Raw genomic sequence first — 18,764 nt, 5'->3', positions numbered from 1 at the left:
TGTCCGCCAAAGTCCCACGTCCGACCGACGAAGGTCCCGAACCGTCTTGATCCGCCCGCCTGCGCCCGGATTCTGGACGAGGTCTTCCGCTGAGCGGAGCGCGCCGCTACTGTCCCGGCTCACAAGCATTCGCCCCGTGGCAGCGCCGCCGCGGAGCGCAGCCGGTGTACCCCTTCCTGCCGGCGGCCTCTGACGTGCGTCGCCGCGGGACCGGCGCCGCAACTCCGTGAGAGATCCGCCGCCACTCACCTCGAAGGAGAGGGCGTCGTGACCGCGGAGACCTCCCAGACGCTCGACCGGGGACTCAGAGTCCTCAAACTGCTCGCCGACACCGACCACGGTCTGACGGTCACCGAGTTGTCCAACAAACTCGGCGTCAACCGGACCGTGGTCTACCGGCTCCTCGCCACGCTGGAGCAGCACGCCCTCGTCCGCCGTGACCTCGGCGGGCGGGCCCGCGTCGGCCTCGGCGTGCTCCGGCTCGGCCGGCAGGTCCACCCGCTGGTGCGGGAGGCCGCGCTGCCCGCGCTGCGCTCGCTCGCGGAGGACATAGGGGCGACGGCCCACCTGACGCTCGTCGACGGGGCGGAGGCGCTCGCCGTCGCGGTCGTCGAACCGACCTGGACCGACTACCACGTCGCCTACCGGGCCGGCTTCCGGCACCCGCTCGACCGGGGCGCTGCCGGCCGCGCGATCCTCGCCGCCCGGCAGGGCGGCCTGACCGAACCCGGCTTCACCCTCACCCACGGCGAACTGGAGGCCGGCGCCAGCGGCGCGGCCGCGCCGCTGGTCGGCGTCACGGGCGTCGAGGGCAGCGTGGGCGTCGTCATGCTCGCGGACGCGGTGCCGGAGCGGGTGGGGCCGCGGGTGGTGGACGCGGCGAGGGAGGTCGCGGACGCGCTGCGCTAGAGCGCGCGGCAACCTTCGAAGACGGCCCGCGCCCTGCTGGACGGCGCCCCCCGCCGTGTGGGCAATCGTCCCGCAGGGCGGGACGGGTGGGCACACGGGATGGCGCCCTTTCGCGGCGCCTCCGCGTTCCGCGCCCTGGCCCGCACCGCGACGGCGCCGTACCTGCGGGTGCGGGTTCAGGCGCGGGAGCCTCTGGCGCCGGCAAGGGCGCCGTTCCGTTGTGCCCACCCGTTCCGCCCCGGCGGAACGCATGCCCACAACGGCGGGCCCCGCGCTACGGCGTCAGCAGGTCGCCCAGGGCCGTCGGGGCGTGGTGGACCGATCTGCCCGTGCGGGTCGTCGTCAGGAGGCCCGCCGCGCGGAGGGCCTGCGCGTGGGCCGAGGCCGTCGCGTTGCTGACGCCCAGGCAGCGGGCCAGTTCCGTCGTCGTGCGGGGCTCCGTGAGGGATCTGAGGAGCTCGGCACGGGTCCGGCCCAGGACCCCCGCCAACGCGTCCTCGCCGGTCGGCGTGCCCGGCGCCGCCGGCGGCAGCCCCCCGCCCGCCGGGTACGTCAGGACCACCGGCGCGTCCGGGACGTCCTGGACCAGCGCCCCGCCCCGCCAGTGGAAGGTCGGGAGGAGGACCAGGCCCCGTCCGGCCACGTGGACGTCACGAGGAGCTCCCGGCCACTCCCAGACGCCCTCCCGCAGCCCCGGCGACAGGACTTCGAGCGCCGCCCCCAGGCCCCGCTCCGCCACCACCAGCGCGTGCCGGGTGAACTCCGCCCGGTGCAGGTCCTGGACCAGCGGCCACACCGGCGCCAGGACCGTCTCGTACGCGGCCCGCTGCGCCCGTTCCAGGACCCGCCACGCCTCCGGGCTCCCCGCGTGCAGGCCCCGGATCCACGGCGGCACGGCGCCCTGCCCCGCGTACACCCGCTCCAGCTCCGACCGTACGAACTCCGGCCGTGCCGACCGGATCAGCGTGAGGCCCTCCTCCCGCGTCTCGCCGAGGACGTCGAGGAAGTACGGCGCCACCCCGCCCGGCACCAGGTCCGCGAGCGGCTCGGCCGCGCCCGGCAGGGCGCGCAGCAGCCTGCCCCGCCACCGCCCGAAGAGCAGCTCCTCGTGCGGGGCGCCCAGCATCATCAGCGCGGCGTGCAGCTCGGGCACGGGCGCCGGCCGGGGAGCGAACCGCACCCGGGTGAAGTCCTCCGTCGTGAAGTGGATACGCAGCAATGCTCGGCCCTTCCCCCGTGCGCCAGCCTTTCGGGGAGGGCCTGAACCTTCGTGCTCCGACCCGCCCCGCACCCAGGATGCCGTGCATGACACCGCATTCCGCACCCAGCCGCCGCACCGTCGCCAAGGGCGCCCTCCTCGGCGCCGCCGCCGTCCTGTTCGGCGCCTCCGCCGCCGGCGCCGCGGAAGGGCCGGCGGCGCTCCGGCTGCCCGCGCCCACCGGCCCCCACCCCGTCGGCCTCCGCACCTTCCACCTGACGGACCCCGGTCGCGACGACCCCTGGCAGCCCGGCCCCCGGGAGCTGATGATCAGCGTCCTGTATCCCGCCCGTACCGTCCGCGGCTGCCCCCGCGTCCCGCAGCTCACCCCCGACGAGGCCGACGCCTTCTCCGAGCTCGCGCCCTACATGCACCCCGGCCTCCCGGCCGCCGGCGTCGACTGGGGCGCGGTCCTCACCCACGGGCACCGGGACGCGCCCCCGCTCCCGGGTCGCCGGCCCGTGCTGCTGTACACCCCCGGCGGCGGCGACTCCCGCACCCTCAGTACGACGCTCGCCGAGGACCTCGCGAGCCACGGCCGGGTCGTGGTCCTCGTCGACCACCCGGGTGATGCCAGTCAGGTGGAGCTGCCGAGCGGTGTGCGCCGGACCGTCCTCATGGGACCCCCCGACCCCGCGACCGTCCGCACCATGATCGACACCCGGGTCGCCGACCTCCGCTTCCTCCTCGACCGGCTCGGCGACCTGCCCCTCGCCCCCGTCATGGACCTGCGCAGGATCGGCGTGTACGGGCACTCGGCGGGCGGCACCGCCGCCGTCCACGCGCTGGCCTCCGACGACCGGATCGCCGCCGGGGTCAACCTGGAGGGGTACCTCGACTTCGACCCGGAGCTCATGGCGCGCCTCGACCGGCCCCTGCTGATGTTCCGCACGGACGGCTTCGAGGAGTCCGCGCGCCTCGAACGCTCCTGGGCCGGCATCCCCGCCCGCCGCGTCCTGCTCCCCGACGCCAACCACTGGATCTTCAGCGACTACGCCCACCTCGTGCCGCGGCTCCAGGCCGCCGGGCTCGTCACCGCCGGTGTGCGGGCCGCGCTCGTGGGGGCCGGGGACACGGGGGCGGCGACCGCCGTCGTACGGCACGGGCTGCGGTCCTTCTTCGCCCGCCGGCTCCCGGCCGCCGCTCGCCGCTGACCCGGCCCCGGCCGGGGGCCGGCCGCGCCCCCGCCCGGGCCCGGGCGGGGGCCCCAGTAGATTGGGGGCGTGCTCTCCAGCCTCTCCCGTCCCCGCGCCCTCGCCCTCTGCGCGCTGCCCGTCGCGGCGCTCTTCGCCGTCGTCGGGCTCGCGCCGCTGCCGTACGCGATCGCGCAGCCCGGCACGACCGCCGACGTGCTCGGCAAGGACCAGGGCAAGGAGGTCATCACCATCACCGGCGCCCCGGTCCATCCGACCACGGGGCAGCTGCGGATGACGACGATCCTCGCGACCGGGCCGTCCACGGAGGTGGACCTCGCGGACGTCACCGACGCCTGGTTCCGTACCGACCGGGCCGTCCTGCCGCACGACTCCGTCTATCCCTCGGGCCAGTCCGACGAGGAGATCGAGAAGCACAACCTCGGGCAGATGAAGGAGTCGCAGGACGCCGCCACCCTCGCCGCCCTCGGGTACCTGAAGCTGGACCCCGAGAAGGTGAAGGTCACCCTGCACCTCGCCGACGTCGGCGGGCCCAGTGCCGGGCTGCTCTTCTCCCTCGGCATCGTCGACAAGCTCGACGGCGACGGGCACGGCGGCGACCTCACCGGCGGCCGGACCGTCGCCGGTACGGGCACGATCGAGCCGGACGGCACGGTCGGAGCGGTCGGCGGGGTCTCCCTCAAGACGCAGGCCGCCGCCCGGGACGGCGCCACCGTCTTCCTCGTACCGAAGAACGAGTGCGCGGACGCCCTGGCCGAGCGGCCGAAGGGCCTGCGGCTCGTGCCCGTGACCGCGCTCAGCGACGCGGTGGCGTCCCTGCGGGCCCTGGAACAGGGGCAGGAGTCGAAGGTCCCGTCCTGCTGACCTCCTCGGCGGACCGGGGCTTCGGATCCGCGTCCATGCCGCGCCAGGCCGGGAAGACCATCGGCGAGAGCGTCGTCAGGAAGTAGAGCGTCCCGATCCCGAGCAGCGTCGCCGTGAGGCCGACCCGCTCGACCAGGAGACCCGCGGCCAGTCCGCCCAGCGGATTCGTGAGCAGGACGCCCGCCGTGCTCGCGCCCATGACCCGGCTGCGCAGTTCGTCGGGCACCTGCTCGTAGGCGACGGTGGTCAGGATCGGGTTGAGGACCCCGACTCCGAGCCCCGAGGCCGCGAGCGTCACCAGGAGCGGTGTGGTGGTGTCGGTGAGGGCGGCCACCACGTACGGCGGGGCGCCGCCGATCAGGAAGCCCGCCGTGAACACCACCCGGCGCGAGAAGCGCTCCCCGATCGCCCCGTAGAGCAGGGCACCCGCCAGGGCGCAGCCGGCGAAGACGGAGACGAGCAGGCCCTGTGCGGCGGGCCCGCCGAGGTTCTCCCGGCTGTGGACCGGCAGCAGCACCGAACTCCAGCTCTGGCTGAGGCCGTTGGTCACCATCACCATGACCATGATCCCGAGCATCAGCCGGGCGCGGAACAGGAAGGAGTACCCCTCGCGCAGATCGGCTCGGTAGCGGGCGGCGGAGAGTCGGGGCGCGTCGCGCAGCGGCTCCGCCGACGGCACTCCGCGCAGGGTCGCCATGACGAGCAGCGCGGAGACGGCGAAGGTGGCCGCGTCGACGTACAGCACGGTGCCGGGGCCCATGAACGCCACGAGCAGTCCGGCGATCGCGGCACCCGTCATCCGGGCCCCGCGCGCCACCGCGTCGTACAGGCTGGCGGCCCGGGTGAGCGAGGTCCCGGCGCGTCCGGCCAGGTCGGGTACGAGCACGTGCCGGGCCATCTCGCCGGGCGCGTGGAACAGGCCGGTGACCGCCATCAGCGCGCACAGCATCCAGAACCGGAGGGCGCCCGTCTGGTGCAGGAGCGGGATCGCGGCGAGCGCGAGGCCGCAGACCAGGTCGGAGGTGATGCTGACCCGGCGGCGCCCGAGGCGGTCGATGACCGGGCCGCCGGCGACGGCGGCGAGCACGACGGGGACGGCGGCGCAGAAGGCGACCAGTCCGGCCTTGCCGGGGCTTCCCGTGGTCTCGAGCGCGAACCACGGGACGCCGATGAGCGTGAGCGAATTGCCGGTGACGGATATGGCGTTGGCGGCCAGGACGCCGGTGAGTGGTGTGCGGTTGTGCTGCGTTGTCGTCGTCACTTCGTGTCCCCCCGTTGCGGCTATGCGGCCAGAGTGGCCGGGCGGTGGGCGGGCGTGGCCATGCGCAGGCCCCACTCGACGAGCGTCCAGCCCAGTCGGGCGCGGAGGGTGCGCAGGGCGGGGACGCGGGGGGTGGCGGACGGCCGGACGGCGGCGGCCTCGCGCCGCAGCTCCGCGGCCGTCAGCGCGTGCAGCTGGAGATGGATGTCTGCATGCATGATGCGGGGTTCCTTCCGTGGGTGCAGGCGAGACGGTGCGGGCGGTGACGCCGCGGGCGGTGCGGAGGGTGGTACGGCTGGTCAGCCCTCGTGCTGCGGGAACGCGTGCAGGTGCATCCGTACGGTGCTGGCGCCCGGCGCGTCGGGGTCGGCGGTGTCGCTGTACTCGTTGATCAGCGCGTGGATCTTCTGGTTGAGCTCGCGCAGCCGCTCGGGCGGGAGGGTCAGCCGGAAGTCGCTGAAGTCCGAGGCGCCGGCCCACTCCTCGTCCCAGGTGTGGCGGGTGGCGACCCAGGTGGACAGCTCCTGGGTGTGGATGGTCGCGATCTCGTGCATGACGATGTCGAGGGCGCCCTGGACCTCGGGGTCGGGGTTCTTGTGGAGCGTCTCGTCGAAGCTCGTCCCCTGGTGGGCCGCCTTCCACCAGCGCTCGCGGCCCTTGCCGCGCGTCGGGTCGTCCACGATGAAGCCGTGGGCGGCGAGCTGGCGCAGGTGGTAGCTGGTGGCGCCGCTGGACTCGCCGAGGCGGTCGGCCAGTTGGGAGGCGGTGGCGGGTCCGTAGCGGCGCAGGGCGCGCAGCAGCTGGATGCGCAGGGGGTGGGCGATGGCCCGGAGGGAGCGCGGGTCGAGCGTGCGGGTCAGGAGCTCGTCGGCCTGGGCTTCGGCCTGGGCGTCGTGCTGCGGGTCGTGCTGCGGGTCGGCCTGGGCGTGGGGCTCCGCCGGGGTCTGGTCTTCGGGCTCGGGCATGCCTCCACCGTAGAGTTGCAAAGAAGTACTTGCAAGGGTTTCTTTGCAAGTACTTCTTTGCAGAGCTCTCTTTGCGTTCGAGGGCGCCCTACTCCTGCGCCGCCTGCTCCACCAACGGGATGATCCGCAGCGGCACCGGGTTCTCCATCACGATCGCCGTGGACGCCCGCACGATCCCCTCGAAGGCCACCACCTTGTCGATCACCCGCTGGAGGTCCGCGTTCGAGCGGGCGACCAGGCGGCAGAGCATGTCGCCGTGGCCCGTCGTCGTGTGCAGCTCCAGCACCTCCGGCACCGTCGCCAGATGGCCCCGCACGTCCGCGCCCTGCCCCTGCTTGATCTCCAGGGTCGCGAAGGCCGTCACCGGATAGCCGAGCGCCGCCGGGTCCACCTGCGGCCCGAACCCGCGGATCACCCCGCTCGCCTGGAGCCGGTCGAGGCGCGCCTGCACCGTGCCGCGCGCCACCCCCAGGCGCCGGGAGGCCTCCAGGACCCCGATGCGCGGCTCGCGCGCCAGGAGCGCGATCAGCCGGCCGTCCAAATGATCGATCGCCACAACGGCCTCCTCGTGGTCAGGATGTACAAGTCGCACGGCCATACTCGCCCGTCGCTGTGCACATTGACCAGGGGATCAGCAAACTCTTGCGCACCTTGCCGAACGGCGGGACATTGCTGCCATGACTGAGACCATCGATCACACCCCTTCCACCGCGCGTGAGGCCGATCCCTTCCCGGTCAAGGGAATGGACGCGGTCGTCTTCGCCGTCGGCAACGCCAAGCAGGCCGCGCACTACTACTCCACGGCCTTCGGCATGAAGCTGGTCGCCTACTCCGGACCGGAGAACGGCAGCCGCGAGACCGCCAGTTACGTCCTCACCAACGGCGCCGCCCGTTTCGTGTTCACCTCCGTCATCAAGGTCTCCACCGACTGGGGCCGCTTCCTCGCGGACCACGTCGCCGAGCACGGCGACGGCGTCGTCGACCTGGCGATCGAGGTGCCGGACGCGCGCGCCGCGTACGCCTACGCCGTCGCGCACGGCGCCACCGGCATCACCGAGCCGTACGAGCTGAAGGACGAGAACGGCACCGTCGTCCTCGCCGCCATCGCCACGTACGGCAAGACCCGCCACACCCTCGTCGAGCGCTCCGGCTACGACGGCCCCTACCTGCCGGGCTTCGTCTCCGCGAACCCGATCGTCGAGCCGCCGGCCAAGCGCACCTTCCAGGCCATCGACCACTGCGTCGGCAACGTCGAGCTCGGCAAGATGAACGACTGGGTCGCCTTCTACAACAAGGTCATGGGCTTCACGAACATGAAGGAGTTCGTGGGCGACGACATCGCGACCGAGTACTCGGCGCTCATGTCGAAGGTCGTCGCGGACGGCACCCTCAAGGTGAAGTTCCCGATCAACGAGCCGGCGATCGCGAAGAAGAAGTCGCAGATCGACGAGTACCTGGAGTTCTACGGCGGGGCCGGCGTGCAGCACATCGCCCTCGCCACGAACGACATCGTCGCCACCGTGCGCGCGATGCGGGCCGCGGGCGTCTCCTTCCTCGACACCCCCGACTCGTACTACGACACCCTCGGCGAGTGGGCGGGCGAGACCCGCGTGCCCGTCGAGACCCTCCGCGAGCTGAAGATCCTCGTCGACCGCGACGAGGACGGCTACCTGCTGCAGATCTTCACCAAGCCGGTCCAGGACCGCCCGACCGTCTTCTTCGAGATGATCGAGCGTCACGGCTCGATGGGCTTCGGCAAGGGCAACTTCAAGGCGCTGTTCGAAGCGATCGAGCGCGAACAGGAGAAGCGCGGCAACCTGTAGCCCCGCCCGCCCGGACGGCGCCCACCCCGTTGTGGGCAGGCGTTCTGCAAGGGGCGGAACGGATGGGCACAACGGACCCGCGCCTTGCCGGCGCCAGAGGCTTACGCGCCTGAACCCGCACCACGTCGTGCGCCGCGCATCGGGTGCGGGTCAAGGCGCGGAACGCGGAGGCGCCGCTGAAGGGCGCCGTCCCGTGTGCCCACCCTCCCCCAAGCTCTCGGCTTCGCTCGAGCAGGGGGGACCCCCATCGCCCTGCGGGACGATTGCCCACACGGGGGGGGCGCGCGCCCCGGCCCATACGGGGGTGGGCCGGGCCGCGGGTCATCGCCGGGGGAGCCTCGCCGGCCTCGGCTCCGGCCGGAGCTCCGCCGGGAGTTCGTCCGGCAGTTCACCCAGCACCCCCAAGGCCTCCGCCGCCCTCCGCGCGTGCAGCGGCGAGAAGGACGGATGGAGCCGCAGCGCCTCCTCCAGGTGCCGGCGGGCCGGGCCCGGCTGGTCCACGGCCCGTTCGATCTCGCCCCGGTGGTACAGGAACAGCGCGCTCCGGAGCCCCTCCTCCGTGGCGCGTTTCGCGTACCCCAGCGCCTCCTTCGACGCGCCCGACCGGTGCAGCGCCCAGCCCAGCGCGTCCGCCGCCCGTACCGAGCGGTGGCCCCGCGTCCACTCCGCACGCATCCGGGCGACCGCCGCCGCCGGGTCGCCGTGGTCCGCGTCCAGGAGCGCCAGCGGCACCTCCGCCCCCGCCCACGAGCCCGTCCGCAGCCGCTCGTACAGCGCCCGCGCCTCCCCGTCCCGGCCCAGCGACTCGTACAGCTCGCCCGCCTCCAGGAGGTACTCCGGCAGCGGCAGCCGGGCCAGGGCCGCCCGCCAGGCGGGCACCGCCTCCTCCGTGCGGCCGAGGGCCGCGAGGGCCCGCGCCCGGCCCGCGAGCGAGGGCCCGTGGTCCCGTACGAGCCGCAGCGCCGCCCCGTACTGCCCGAGGGCCTCCTCCGGCTCGCCCCGCTCCCACGCCAGGTCCCCGAGCCGTGCGAGGCCCACCGCCTTCTCCGCGTCCGTCTCCGCGAGTGCCACCGCGTCGAGGGCCGCCGCGTCCGCGTCCTCGCGCCAGCCCCGGTCGCGGTACGTCTGCGCGGCCCTGGCCCGTACCACCGCGCCCGCGTGGAGCCCCTGCAGGCTCTCCATCGCCTTCTGGGCCGCCTTGTACTCGCCGAGCCCGTTGTACGCGTCGATCAGGACCGGGTACACGGGCCAGCGGCGCGGATCGGCCTTCCGTACCCGCTCGCCCCACTCCTTCGCCGTCTTCCAGTCGCCGCGCGCCCCCGCGAGCGCCCCGAGCCCCAGCTGCGCCTCCAGATTGCCGCGCGCGGCGGGCCGTTCGGCGAGCGAGCGCCGCAGTGCCTGCTCGGCCCGCGGATAGTCCCGTACGTCCCCGAGCCGGCCGCCCCGCTCCGTGTACGCCGCGCCCAGCTCCGCCCAGGACGCCTCGTCGTCCGGATGGGCCCGCAGCCACTCCTCCCGGTCGGCGATCAGCGCGGCCAGGTCGGGCAGCGAGGCCTGCGCGCCCGCGTGGGCGGCGATCACCGCCCGCTCCGCCGGCCCGGGCGGCGCCGGCGGGCCCTGCCCCATCCACTCCGGGACGTACAGCAGCGCTGTCGCCGCGAGCACCGCGCCCACCCCGGCCGCCAGGACCGTCCTCGACACGTTCTCGGTCTTCATGGCGCTCACTGTGCGCCCGCGTCCGCCTGTAGGAAGAGCACACGAAGCGCCCGCTCCGGCGGGTTCACACCGATGGACGCGGGTGCCACGCTGGACACATGGACGATCTTCAGCGGAACGACCTCGTGGCGCGGCTGCGCGCCGGGCTCCCCGACGACACGGTCCTGACCGACCCGGACGTCACCGCCTCCTACGCGCGCGACATGGCGAGTTTCTGCGCGGCCGGCACCCCCGCCGCCGTCGTGCTCCCGCGGACGGTCGAGGAGGTCCAGCACGTCATGCGGACCGCGACCGAACTCCGCGTCCCCGTCGTCCCGCAGGGCGCCCGCACGGGGCTGTCAGGGGGCGCCAACGCCTCCGACGGGTGCCTCGTGCTCTCCCTCGTCAAGATGGACCGCATCCTGGAGATCAACCCGGTCGACCGGATCGCCGTCGTCGAACCGGGCGTCGTCAACGCCGTGCTGTCCCGCGCGGTCGCCGAACACGGCCTGTACTACCCGCCGGACCCCTCCAGCTGGGAGAGCTGCACCATCGGCGGGAACATCGGCACGGCCTCCGGCGGCCTGTGCTGCGTCAAGTACGGGGTCACCGCCGAGTATGTGCTCGGTCTGGACGTCGTCCTCGCCGACGGGCGGCTGCTGCGGACCGGCCGGCGTACGGCGAAGGGCGTCGCCGGATACGACCTGACCCGGCTCTTCGTCGGCTCCGAGGGCAGCCTCGGCATCGTCGTCGGCGCCGTCCTCGCGCTCAAGCCGCAGCCCCCGGCGCAGCTCGCGCTCGCCGCCGAGTTCCCCTCCGCGGCCGCCGCCTGCGAGGCCGTCTGCGCGATCATGGAGCGCGGCCACACTCCTTCGCTGCTCGAACTCATGGACCGCACCACCGTCCAGGCGGTCAACAAGCTGGCGCGCATGGGTCTGCCCGACACCACCGAGGCGCTGCTGCTGTGCGCCTTCGACACCCCGGAACCGGCCGCCGACCTGGCCGCCGTCGGGGAGCTGTGCACGGCGGCGGGCGCCACCGAGGTCGTCCCGGCCGCCGACGTCGCCGAGTCCGAACTCCTCCTCCAGGCGCGCCGGCTCGCCCTCACCGCCCTGGAGACCATCAAGTCCGCGACCATGATCGACGACGTGTGCGTACCGCGGACCCGGCTCGCCGAGATGCTCGACGGCACGGCGGCGATCGCGGAGAAGTACCACCTGACCATCGGCGTCTGCGCGCACGCCGGCGACGGCAACACCCATCCCGTCGTCTGCTTCGACCACACCGACGAGGACGAGTCGCGGCGGGCGCGGGAGTCCTTCGACGAGATCATGGCGCTCGGCCTCGAACTCGGCGGCACGATCACCGGCGAGCACGGTGTGGGCGTCCTCAAGAAGGAGTGGCTGGCGCGGGAGCTGGGACCGGTGGGCCTGGAACTCCAGCGCGGGATCAAGGCCACCTTCGATCCGCTGGGGCTGCTCAATCCCGGAAAGCTCTTCTGAGCCCGCATCCAGGGGTACGGGGGTCACAGCTCGCCGTCCTGGGACTCGTCCGACGGCCACGGGTCGCGCAGCCACAGGTCGTCGCCGACCACCGTGGTCGCCAGGATCTCCGCGAGCCCGTCGTCGATGCCGAGCCGCTCGGACTCGGTGCCCGGCGGCACCGCGCGCAGGGTCCGCTCCAGCCAGGCGGACACCTGCGCGGACGGGGCTTCGAGCAGCGCGTCGCCGTCGGGGGAGGAGAGCGCCATCAGGATGACGCTGCGGCCCTCGACCTTCGTGGGCCAGATGCGGACGTCCCCGTGGCCGCAGGCCCGGAAGACGCCCTCGACGAGCAGTTCGCGCGCGAAGGTCCAGTTGACCGGGTGGTCGGTGCCGACGTGGAAGGTGATGTGGACGGCGTACGGGTCGTCGGTCCGGTAGGCGAGCCGGGCGGGGACGGGGACGGAGCGCTCGGGGGAGAGCACCAGCTTCAGTTCCAGCTCGCGCTCGACGGTGGTGTTGTCGGTGTTCTGCATGGTCGTGCTCCCTCGTCTCGGACGGCCCCCTGCGGGCCTTCACAGGGAGAGAGCGGGGTCCCCGCCGTTCATTACGCGACTTCGAGAAGTTTTTTCGGGAAGTTTTTTCGGTAGTTCTTCGGTAGTTCTTCGGTCGGGACGGCCGGCCGGATGCACGGCCCGAACATCACCGGGAGTGATCGATTCCGGTACGTGTCCCCCCGAAGGCGGGCTTTCTCGCGGGCTCCTTGTCCCCTCGGGGACGTTCTTCGTTACTGTCCTCCTTGGGCGCGGCACGCCCGGCGCGCGGCCGTGCGGATCAAAGGCGTTGTGACTGAACGGAGTCGGGGCAGTGGCTACTCCTCCTGGAGGCGGCGGAGAGGTACCGCAGGCGGGGTACTACCCGGACCCGTCCATTCCCGGATACATCCGGTACTGGAACGGGGGCGCGTGGGTGCCCGGCACGAGCCGGCCCGCCCCGGCGGACGGCGAGGTTCCGGCCGGCCCGCCCGCCTCGGCGATCCCGGCCGGCCCGATCCTCGCTCCCGGCCCGGCCCCCGCCCCGGCCCCGGTGGCCGCACCGGTGCCCGCGCAGTCCGCCGAACCGGCACCGGCTCAGTCCGCGGCCCCTGCACAGTCCGCGGCCCCGGAGCAGCCCGCCGCGCCCGTTCAGGCCGCCCCGCACGTGCCCGCCCAGGCGCAGGCCCCGGCACCGACACCCGCGCCCGCCCCCGCCCCCGTACCCACGGTGGAGGAGACCGGGCCCATGTTCTTCGACGAGGAGCCGCTCGCGCCGGAGCCCGCTTCGGCCTGGCAGGCGGACTCCTCCCGGCAGACCGGCTTCGGCGGCGACCTCGACCAGAAGGTCTCCTGGGGCGCGCCCCGGACGCCGGACCCGCGCACCCCGGCGGAGTGGCCGGTCGCGGGCGGGAGCGAGCCGGAGGAGAAGCGGACCCCCGTCGCGGATCCCCGGGCCACCGGGGGAGCGGCCCGCCTCGGCGGGATGCCCGTCACCCCGATCCCGACGCCCTCCCCGACGCCCCAGCCGCAGCCCCAGCCGCAGCCGCAGCCCCAGCCGCAGCCCCAGCCCCAGCAGTCCGCGGCCCCCGCCGCACCGGCGCCGGCACCAGCCCCGGCACCGGCACCGGTCCCGGCCCCCACTCCCGTCCAGAGCCCGGCCCCGGCCCCGGCCCCCGCCCAGTCCCAGCCCTCCTGGGCCCAGCAGCCCCAGCCCCAGCCCCAGGAGCAGCAGCAGCCCGTCGTCCCCTGGAAGCCGCCCGTCGAGGACGTGTTCCAGGCGGCCGCCCGTGCGCAGGCCGCGGCCCGTCCGGCCGGGCTCGGCCGGCGTCTGCTCGCCCGGCTGATCGACGGCGTCGTCCTGGGCGCGCTGGTCGGCGCGGCCTCCGTGCCGTTCGTGACCGCGGCCGTCGACCACATCGAGGGCAAGATCGAGGCGGCCAGGCAGTCCGGCACCACCGTCCAGGTCTGGCTGCTCGACGGGACGACCTCCGTCCAGTTCGGCATCATGCTCGCCTCGCTGTTCGTCATCGGCGTCCTGTACGAGGCGCTGCCCACCGCCAAGTGGGGCCGCACGCTGGGCAAGAAGCTGTGCGGGCTGGAGGTGCGGGACATCGAGTCGCACCAGCCGCCGACCTTCGGGAAGGCGCTCCGCCGCTGGCTCGTCTACAGCGTCCTGGGGCTGCTGGCGGTCGGCGTCCTCAACGTCCTGTGGTGTCTCTTCGACCGTCCGTGGCGGCAGTGCTGGCACGACAAGGCGGCCGGCACCTTCGTCGCGCGCTGAGGGAGCGTCGGAGGGAGCGTCGGAGAGAGCGCCAGGGGAGCGCCGGGGGAGTGCCGTCCCCCGAACGGGCGGTGATTCCTTGCGGGGCCGTCACGGCCGGGATGCACTGCCCCCATGAGCACCGACCAGCCGCCGCCCGGCCAGCCGCCCGAGGACGACCCGTTCAGCAAGAGGCCTCCGGAGCCGCCGCCGGGAGGTCCGCCGCCTCCGGAGCCGCCGCCGGGAGGGCCGCCGCCGGGGCCGCCGCCGGGAGGGCCGCCCCCGGGAGGGCCCCCGCCGGGGAGCCCGTACGGCTCCCCGTACGACAATCCGCCCCCGCCCCCGCCTCCGTACGGTGAATACGGCGGCGGTTACGGAGGGACGGATCCGCTCTCCGGGATGCCTCCCCTCGCCGAGACCGGACGCCGGGTCCTCGCGCGGCTCGTCGACTGGGTGATCATCGCGGTGCCGCTCGCGATCATCGGCATCCCGTTCGACATCTACGACCGGGCGACCAGCAACGGCGACGGCTTCGACAACACGGTCAACAGCCTCAACGGCGGCAGCCAGCTGGTCTTCCAGCTCATCACGATCGTCGCGTACGTCGCGTACGACACCGTCCTGACGGCCAAGAACGGCCAGACCCTCGGCAAGAAGCTGATGAAGCTGCGGGTCGCGATGCTCAACGACGGGACGACGCCCCCGATGAGCCAGTCGCTGCTGCGCGCGGTCGTGCTCTGGCTGCCCGCGCTGATCTGCTGCGCCTGCCTCTGGCCGCTGCTCCTGCTGATCCTGATCATGGTCGACAAGCCGTACAAGCAGGGTCTGCACGACAAGGCGGCGAAGACAGTGGTGGTGAGCGTCCCTCAGTGAGGCGTCCTCAATGACAGGGACGAAGCGTCACGAACCGATCCGGGTATCGGCCCCCGCGCCCACGCGCTGGGCCGGCACCCGGATCTCTTCGTCCACCGGGGTATTGACGGGCCGCTCGCGCACCGGCATCGTCACCGCCACCAGGGTGCCGAGCAGCAGGCTGGCGGTGCAGATCACCGCGATGCCCAGGGTCGTCGTCGTACCGGAGAGCAACAGCAGGGCGACGGTCGCGAGGACGACGGTGGCCGAACCGTAGGTGAGTTGTGCGGCGTTCGGACGCTGCATGACGGGTACCGCCCCTCGAGACTTCGGTTCGACTCTACGACGGTGGATGCCCGGGCGGTGTGACAGGTAAGCGTGACCTTACCCACGGTGCCGGTGCACAGGGGGCGCACAGGGGCACGAGACCGTCAATCTTCCTTCACTGCGCGCCCACTGTGTGTTCGATAATCGGAAATCCGATCCTGCATAGTGCACTTGACCCGTTCAAGTCAAGATCTGTCTTTTCTGGCCCCACTCCGGTCGAATGTCGTCACTTGTGACGCGCGACCCCCGCCGGACGGACACCCCACCTTCGGTCCGAGGGCGTGGGCGCCGGGGAGGACAAACATCAAGTGACCAACAGACGACGGGCGATCAGAGCGTCCGCAGTCGTCGTGGCGCTCGCGGCCACCGCCGCCACCGCCTCGACCTTCACCACCGCCTGGGCCGACAACCACGGCAACGAGACGCCGGCCACGGGCATCCAGACCGTCGACAAGACGACGGTCGACCACGACCTCGAAGGCCCCTTCAGCAAGCAGCAGGAGCAGCAGCACAAGGCTGCTCTGGAGCAGGTGCTGAACGGCGACGCCAAGGTCGAGAACCGGAACGGCTCGCAGGTCGTCAAGCTCGACAGCAAGAAGTACGTCGAGCTCGGCCGCGAGAAGACCGACAAGATCTTCACGATCCTCGTCGAGTTCGGCGACCAGGTGGACAACACCACCCTGGTCGACCGCGACGACGACGACACGACCGAGCTGAAGCCGAAGTACGGCGGCCGGCCCGGCCCGCTGCACAACTCCATAGCCCAGCCCGACCGCGCCAACAACAACTCGACGGCGTGGCAGGCGGACTACAACCAGCAGCACTTCCAGGACCTGTACTTCGGCACGGGCAAGGGCACCGACGGCCGGCCGAAGCAGTCCCTGAAGACCTTCTACGAGAAGACCTCCTCCGGCCGCTACTCGGTCGACGGCACGGTCTCCGACTGGGTCAAGGTCCCGTACAACGAGGCCCGTTACGGCTCGAACTGGTGCGGCGACCACAACTGCAACAACGTCTGGGACACCGTCCGCGACGGCCTCAACGCCTGGGTCGCCGACCAGAAGGCCAAGGGCCAGACCGACGCCCAGATCAAGGCCCAGCTGGCCACGTACGACCAGTGGGACCGTTACGACTTCGACGGCGACGGCAACTTCAACGAGCCCGACGGCTACATCGACCACTTCCAGCTCGTGCACGCGGGCGAGGACGAGTCGGCCGGCGGCGGCGTCGAGGGCAAGGACGCCCTGTGGGCGCACCGCTGGTACGCCTACGGCACCGACGCCGGCAAGACCGGCCCGGCGAACAACAAGGCCGGCGGCACCCCGATCGGCGACACCGGCATCTGGGTCGGCGACTACACGATGCAGCCGGAGAACGGCGGCCTCGGCGTCTTCGCCCACGAGTACGGCCACGACCTCGGTCTGCCGGACCACTACGACACCGCGGGCGGCGAGAACTCCACCGGGTTCTGGACCCTCATGTCCTCCGGTTCCTGGCTCGGCCAGGGCAAGGACGCCATCGGCGACCTGCCCGGCGACATGACCGCCTGGGACAAGCTGCAGCTCGGCTGGCTGAACTACGCCAAGGTCAACGACTGGCAGCGCTCCACCAAGACCACCCACACGCTGGGCGTCTCGGAGTACAACACCAAGAACCCGCAGGCGCTCGTCGTCGAGCTGCCGAAGAAGGGCGTCACCACCGACATCGTCGCTCCCGCCGAGGGCGCTTCGCAGTGGTGGAGCAACATGGGTGACGACCTCAAGAACACCCTGACCCGCTCGGTCGACCTCACCGGCAAGACGTCGGCCTCCCTGGACCTCCAGGGCTGGTGGGACATCGAGAAGGACTACGACTACCTGTACGCCGAGGTCTCCACGGACGGCGGCGCCAACTGGACCGCGCTGGACGGCACCGCCGACGGCAAGGCCCTCCCGCGCGACGCGAGCGGCGCCCCGGCGCTGACCGACGTCTCGGGCGCGTACAAGAAGCTCTCGTACAACCTCGGTGCCTACGCGGGCAAGAAGTTCGACCTCCGCTTCCGCTACCAGACGGACGGCGGCGCGGGCGGCAAGGGCTTCACCGCCGACGCCATCACGGTGACCGCCGACGGCGCCACCGTCTTCGCGGACGGTGCCGAGAACGGTGACAACGGCTGGGTCGCCAAGGGCTTCTCGCGCGTCGGCAAGGGCTTCACGAAGGAGTACGAGCAGTACTACATCGCGGAGAACCGCCAGTACGTCTCGTACGACGCCACCCTCAAGGTCGGCCCGTACAACTTCGGTTTCACGGGTGACAAGGCCAACTGGGTCGAGCACTACCCGTACCAGAACGGTCTGCTCATCTGGAAGTGGGACCTGTCCCAGAAGGACAACAACACCTCCAAGCACCCCGGTGTGGGCCGTGTCCTCCCGATCGACGCGCACCCGAGCCCGCTGAAGTGGTCGGACGGCACCCTGATGCGCAACCGCGTCCAGGCGTACGACTCGCCGTTCAGCCTCTCCCGCACGGACGGCTTCCAGCTGCACAACAAGGGCGTCGCCACCTGGGTCCCGTCCCAGGCCGGCAACCCGACCTTCGACGACCGCAAGGGCGTCTACTGGTTCGCCGAGACCCCGCGCGCCGGTGTCCAGGTAACTGACACCAACACCAAGATCCAGGTCGTCAAGGAGCCCCTGAACGGGCAGACGATCACGGTTCAGGTTGGTCCCTCGACCAAGTAAATAGCAAAACCGCAGGTCAAACCATGATCGGCCGTCGCCCCCTAGCGGGCGGCGGCCGATCGTGTTTAGGTGCGTCTGACGCAGTTCTTATTGACATCTGATCCACGGGGGAGTGGTTCCGCATGCCCAACGGAGGGTTCTGCAAGCTGCCGGGAGGCAGTGTGGTCGTCGCCATAGGGCTCCCCAGCCCGGCCGGCGACGGCGCCACCGTCCGCTTCCTGGTCCACGCCGCCAACCGCGCCCGCGCCCTGACCCGGCTGCGGAACCTGGGGCTGCGGGCGGTCTACCTCCGCGGCAACAGCGAGCCGCCCACCCCGGACGAGGTCACCGCCGTCCTGCACCACCCGGAGGGCCTGCTGTGGAGATCCACACCGGGCGCCGCCCAGGAGCTCTGGCACCCGGTCCGCTCGCTCCCGAAGGAGCCCGCGGCCTGAGGAGCCCGCGGGCCTGAGGCCCGTCCGGCGGAGGGCTACGCCACCACCGGCTTGCCCGTCAGCTCCACGCCCGCCGTCCGGAGCTCCTCCAGGGCCCGGTCGGTGGTCTCCTTGGCCACGCCGGCCGTCAGGTCGAGCAGGACCTGGGTCCGGAAGCCCTCCCGGGCCGCGTCCAGGGCCGTGGCGCGGACGCAGTGGTCGGTGGCGATGCCGACCACGTCGACCTCGGTGACGCCCCGCGCGCGCAGCCAGTCCGCGAGCGTCAGGCCGTTCTCGTCGAAGCCCTCGAAGCCGCTGTACGCCGCGGAGTACGCGCCCTTGTCGAAGACGGCGTCGATCGCCCCGCTGGCGACGGCGGGCGCGAAGTTCGGGTGGAAGCCGACGCCCTCCGTCCCGGCCACGCAGTGCACCGGCCAGGAGGCCACGTAGTCCGGCTGCTCCCCGGCCGGGGCGAAGTGCTCGCCCGGGTCGACGTGGTGGTCGCGGGTGGCGACGACGTGCCGGTAGGAGGTGCCCGCCGTCTGGCCGACCAGGTCGGTGATGGCGGCCGCGACGTCCGCGCCGCCGGCCACCGCGAGGCTGCCGCCCTCGCAGAAGTCGTTCTGAACGTCCACAACGATCAATGCGCGGTGCATGGCGGGTGTCCTTAGCGCGTCGGAAGGGAGAGGTTCGAGCCTAGAGACTTCCCCCTCCCGGCGGGAGGGGGCGTTCCCGAGGACTCCTGCG

At 72.6% G+C, this 18,764-nt stretch carries 18 protein-coding genes; 9 read left to right on the top strand and 9 right to left on the bottom strand.

Features of this window, described 5'->3' with window-relative positions:
* Nucleotides 1-267 precede the first annotated feature (267 nt).
* A complete protein-coding gene (locus tag AB5J54_RS15425; RefSeq protein ID WP_041129456.1) occupies nucleotides 268-909 on the top strand; it encodes an IclR family transcriptional regulator in 642 nt (213 codons plus the stop codon).
* A 274-nt stretch (nucleotides 910-1,183) separates the two neighbouring features.
* Here the strand turns inward: AB5J54_RS15425 and AB5J54_RS15420 are convergent, their stop codons facing one another.
* Nucleotides 1,184-2,128, bottom strand: coding sequence for an ArsR/SmtB family transcription factor (locus AB5J54_RS15420; protein WP_369144494.1), 945 nt, complete (start codon nucleotides 2,126-2,128; stop codon nucleotides 1,184-1,186).
* 86 nt (nucleotides 2,129-2,214) lie between these two features.
* Here AB5J54_RS15420 and AB5J54_RS15415 point away from each other — a divergent pair, with 86 nt between their 5' ends.
* Together AB5J54_RS15415 and AB5J54_RS15410 are read left to right on the top strand one after the other, a co-directional pair.
* Nucleotides 2,215-3,321 carry an alpha/beta hydrolase family protein gene (locus tag AB5J54_RS15415; RefSeq protein WP_369144493.1) on the top strand — a complete coding sequence of 369 codons (1,107 nt, stop codon included), beginning with the start codon at nucleotides 2,215-2,217 and terminating at the stop codon, nucleotides 3,319-3,321.
* 69 nt (nucleotides 3,322-3,390) lie between these two features.
* Nucleotides 3,391-4,185: a S16 family serine protease gene (locus tag AB5J54_RS15410; RefSeq protein ID WP_369144492.1), complete on the top strand. Its 795-nt coding sequence runs from the start codon at nucleotides 3,391-3,393 to the stop codon at nucleotides 4,183-4,185.
* Here AB5J54_RS15410 and AB5J54_RS15405 read toward each other — a convergent pair.
* The 4 genes from AB5J54_RS15405 to AB5J54_RS15390 form a co-directional block, all read right to left on the bottom strand.
* Entirely contained in the window at nucleotides 4,118-5,446 is a 1,329-nt protein-coding gene (locus AB5J54_RS15405; protein WP_369144491.1) for an MFS transporter, read from the bottom strand. The two genes, AB5J54_RS15410 and AB5J54_RS15405, sit on opposite strands and share 68 nt — an antisense overlap.
* A 20-nt stretch (nucleotides 5,447-5,466) precedes the next feature.
* Entirely contained in the window at nucleotides 5,467-5,664 is a 198-nt protein-coding gene (locus AB5J54_RS15400; RefSeq protein WP_369144490.1) for a hypothetical protein, read from the bottom strand.
* 81 nt (nucleotides 5,665-5,745) lie between these two features.
* A complete protein-coding gene (locus AB5J54_RS15395) occupies nucleotides 5,746-6,411 on the bottom strand; it encodes an ArsR/SmtB family transcription factor (protein ID WP_369144489.1) in 666 nt (221 codons plus the stop codon).
* A gap of 88 nt (nucleotides 6,412-6,499) precedes the next feature.
* On the bottom strand, nucleotides 6,500-6,967 hold the full coding sequence (locus tag AB5J54_RS15390; RefSeq protein ID WP_123452764.1) for an Lrp/AsnC family transcriptional regulator: 468 nt from the start codon (nucleotides 6,965-6,967) through the stop codon (nucleotides 6,500-6,502).
* A gap of 121 nt (nucleotides 6,968-7,088) precedes the next feature.
* On the opposite strand from AB5J54_RS15390, the gene hppD reads away from it, so the two are divergent.
* On the top strand, nucleotides 7,089-8,234 hold the full coding sequence (gene hppD, locus AB5J54_RS15385; protein ID WP_369144488.1) for a 4-hydroxyphenylpyruvate dioxygenase: 1,146 nt from the start codon (nucleotides 7,089-7,091) through the stop codon (nucleotides 8,232-8,234).
* Between the two features lie 321 nt (nucleotides 8,235-8,555).
* Here the strand turns inward: hppD and AB5J54_RS15380 are convergent, their stop codons facing one another.
* Nucleotides 8,556-9,950: a tetratricopeptide repeat protein gene (locus AB5J54_RS15380; protein ID WP_369144487.1), complete on the bottom strand. Its 1,395-nt coding sequence runs from the start codon at nucleotides 9,948-9,950 to the stop codon at nucleotides 8,556-8,558.
* Nucleotides 9,951-10,048: 98 nt separating this feature from the next.
* Here AB5J54_RS15380 and AB5J54_RS15375 point away from each other — a divergent pair, with 98 nt between their 5' ends.
* Nucleotides 10,049-11,431, top strand: a complete 1,383-nt coding sequence (locus AB5J54_RS15375; protein WP_369144486.1) for an FAD-binding oxidoreductase — start codon at nucleotides 10,049-10,051, stop codon at nucleotides 11,429-11,431.
* Between the two features lie 23 nt (nucleotides 11,432-11,454).
* Here AB5J54_RS15375 and AB5J54_RS15370 read toward each other — a convergent pair whose 3' ends face one another.
* Entirely contained in the window at nucleotides 11,455-11,946 is a 492-nt protein-coding gene (locus AB5J54_RS15370; protein WP_369144485.1) for an SsgA family sporulation/cell division regulator, read from the bottom strand.
* A 331-nt stretch (nucleotides 11,947-12,277) separates the two neighbouring features.
* Here AB5J54_RS15370 and AB5J54_RS15365 point away from each other — a divergent pair, with 331 nt between their 5' ends.
* Nucleotides 12,278-13,726 carry an RDD family protein gene (locus AB5J54_RS15365; protein ID WP_369144484.1) on the top strand — a complete coding sequence of 483 codons (1,449 nt, stop codon included), beginning with the start codon at nucleotides 12,278-12,280 and terminating at the stop codon, nucleotides 13,724-13,726.
* Between the two features lie 114 nt (nucleotides 13,727-13,840).
* Complete coding sequence (locus tag AB5J54_RS15360; protein WP_369144483.1) at nucleotides 13,841-14,578, top strand: RDD family protein; 738 nt, start codon at nucleotides 13,841-13,843, stop codon at nucleotides 14,576-14,578.
* A gap of 27 nt (nucleotides 14,579-14,605) precedes the next feature.
* Here AB5J54_RS15360 and AB5J54_RS15355 read toward each other — a convergent pair whose 3' ends face one another.
* The gene (locus tag AB5J54_RS15355; protein ID WP_369144482.1) at nucleotides 14,606-14,863 is read right to left on the bottom strand and encodes a hypothetical protein; all 258 of its coding nucleotides are present in this window, start codon (nucleotides 14,861-14,863) and stop codon (nucleotides 14,606-14,608) included.
* Between the two features lie 329 nt (nucleotides 14,864-15,192).
* On the opposite strand from AB5J54_RS15355, the gene AB5J54_RS15350 reads away from it, so the two are divergent.
* Together AB5J54_RS15350 and AB5J54_RS15345 are read left to right on the top strand one after the other, a co-directional pair.
* Nucleotides 15,193-17,604, top strand: a complete 2,412-nt coding sequence (locus AB5J54_RS15350) for an immune inhibitor A domain-containing protein (RefSeq protein WP_369144481.1) — start codon at nucleotides 15,193-15,195, stop codon at nucleotides 17,602-17,604.
* Nucleotides 17,605-17,726: 122 nt separating this feature from the next.
* The gene (locus AB5J54_RS15345; RefSeq protein ID WP_369144480.1) at nucleotides 17,727-18,038 is read left to right on the top strand and encodes a hypothetical protein; all 312 of its coding nucleotides are present in this window, start codon (nucleotides 17,727-17,729) and stop codon (nucleotides 18,036-18,038) included.
* Nucleotides 18,039-18,073: 35 nt separating this feature from the next.
* Here AB5J54_RS15345 and AB5J54_RS15340 read toward each other — a convergent pair whose 3' ends face one another.
* Nucleotides 18,074-18,673, bottom strand: a complete 600-nt coding sequence (locus AB5J54_RS15340; RefSeq protein WP_369144479.1) for an isochorismatase family protein — start codon at nucleotides 18,671-18,673, stop codon at nucleotides 18,074-18,076.
* Between the last annotated feature and the right edge of the window lie 91 nt (nucleotides 18,674-18,764).

Origin of the sequence: Streptomyces sp. R44 (genome assembly GCF_041053105.1) — a bacterium.
In the GTDB taxonomy this organism is placed as follows: domain Bacteria; phylum Actinomycetota; class Actinomycetes; order Streptomycetales; family Streptomycetaceae; genus Streptomyces.
Note: the sequence above shows the minus strand (reverse complement) of the source record. Positions and strands in the feature narration are given on the sequence as shown.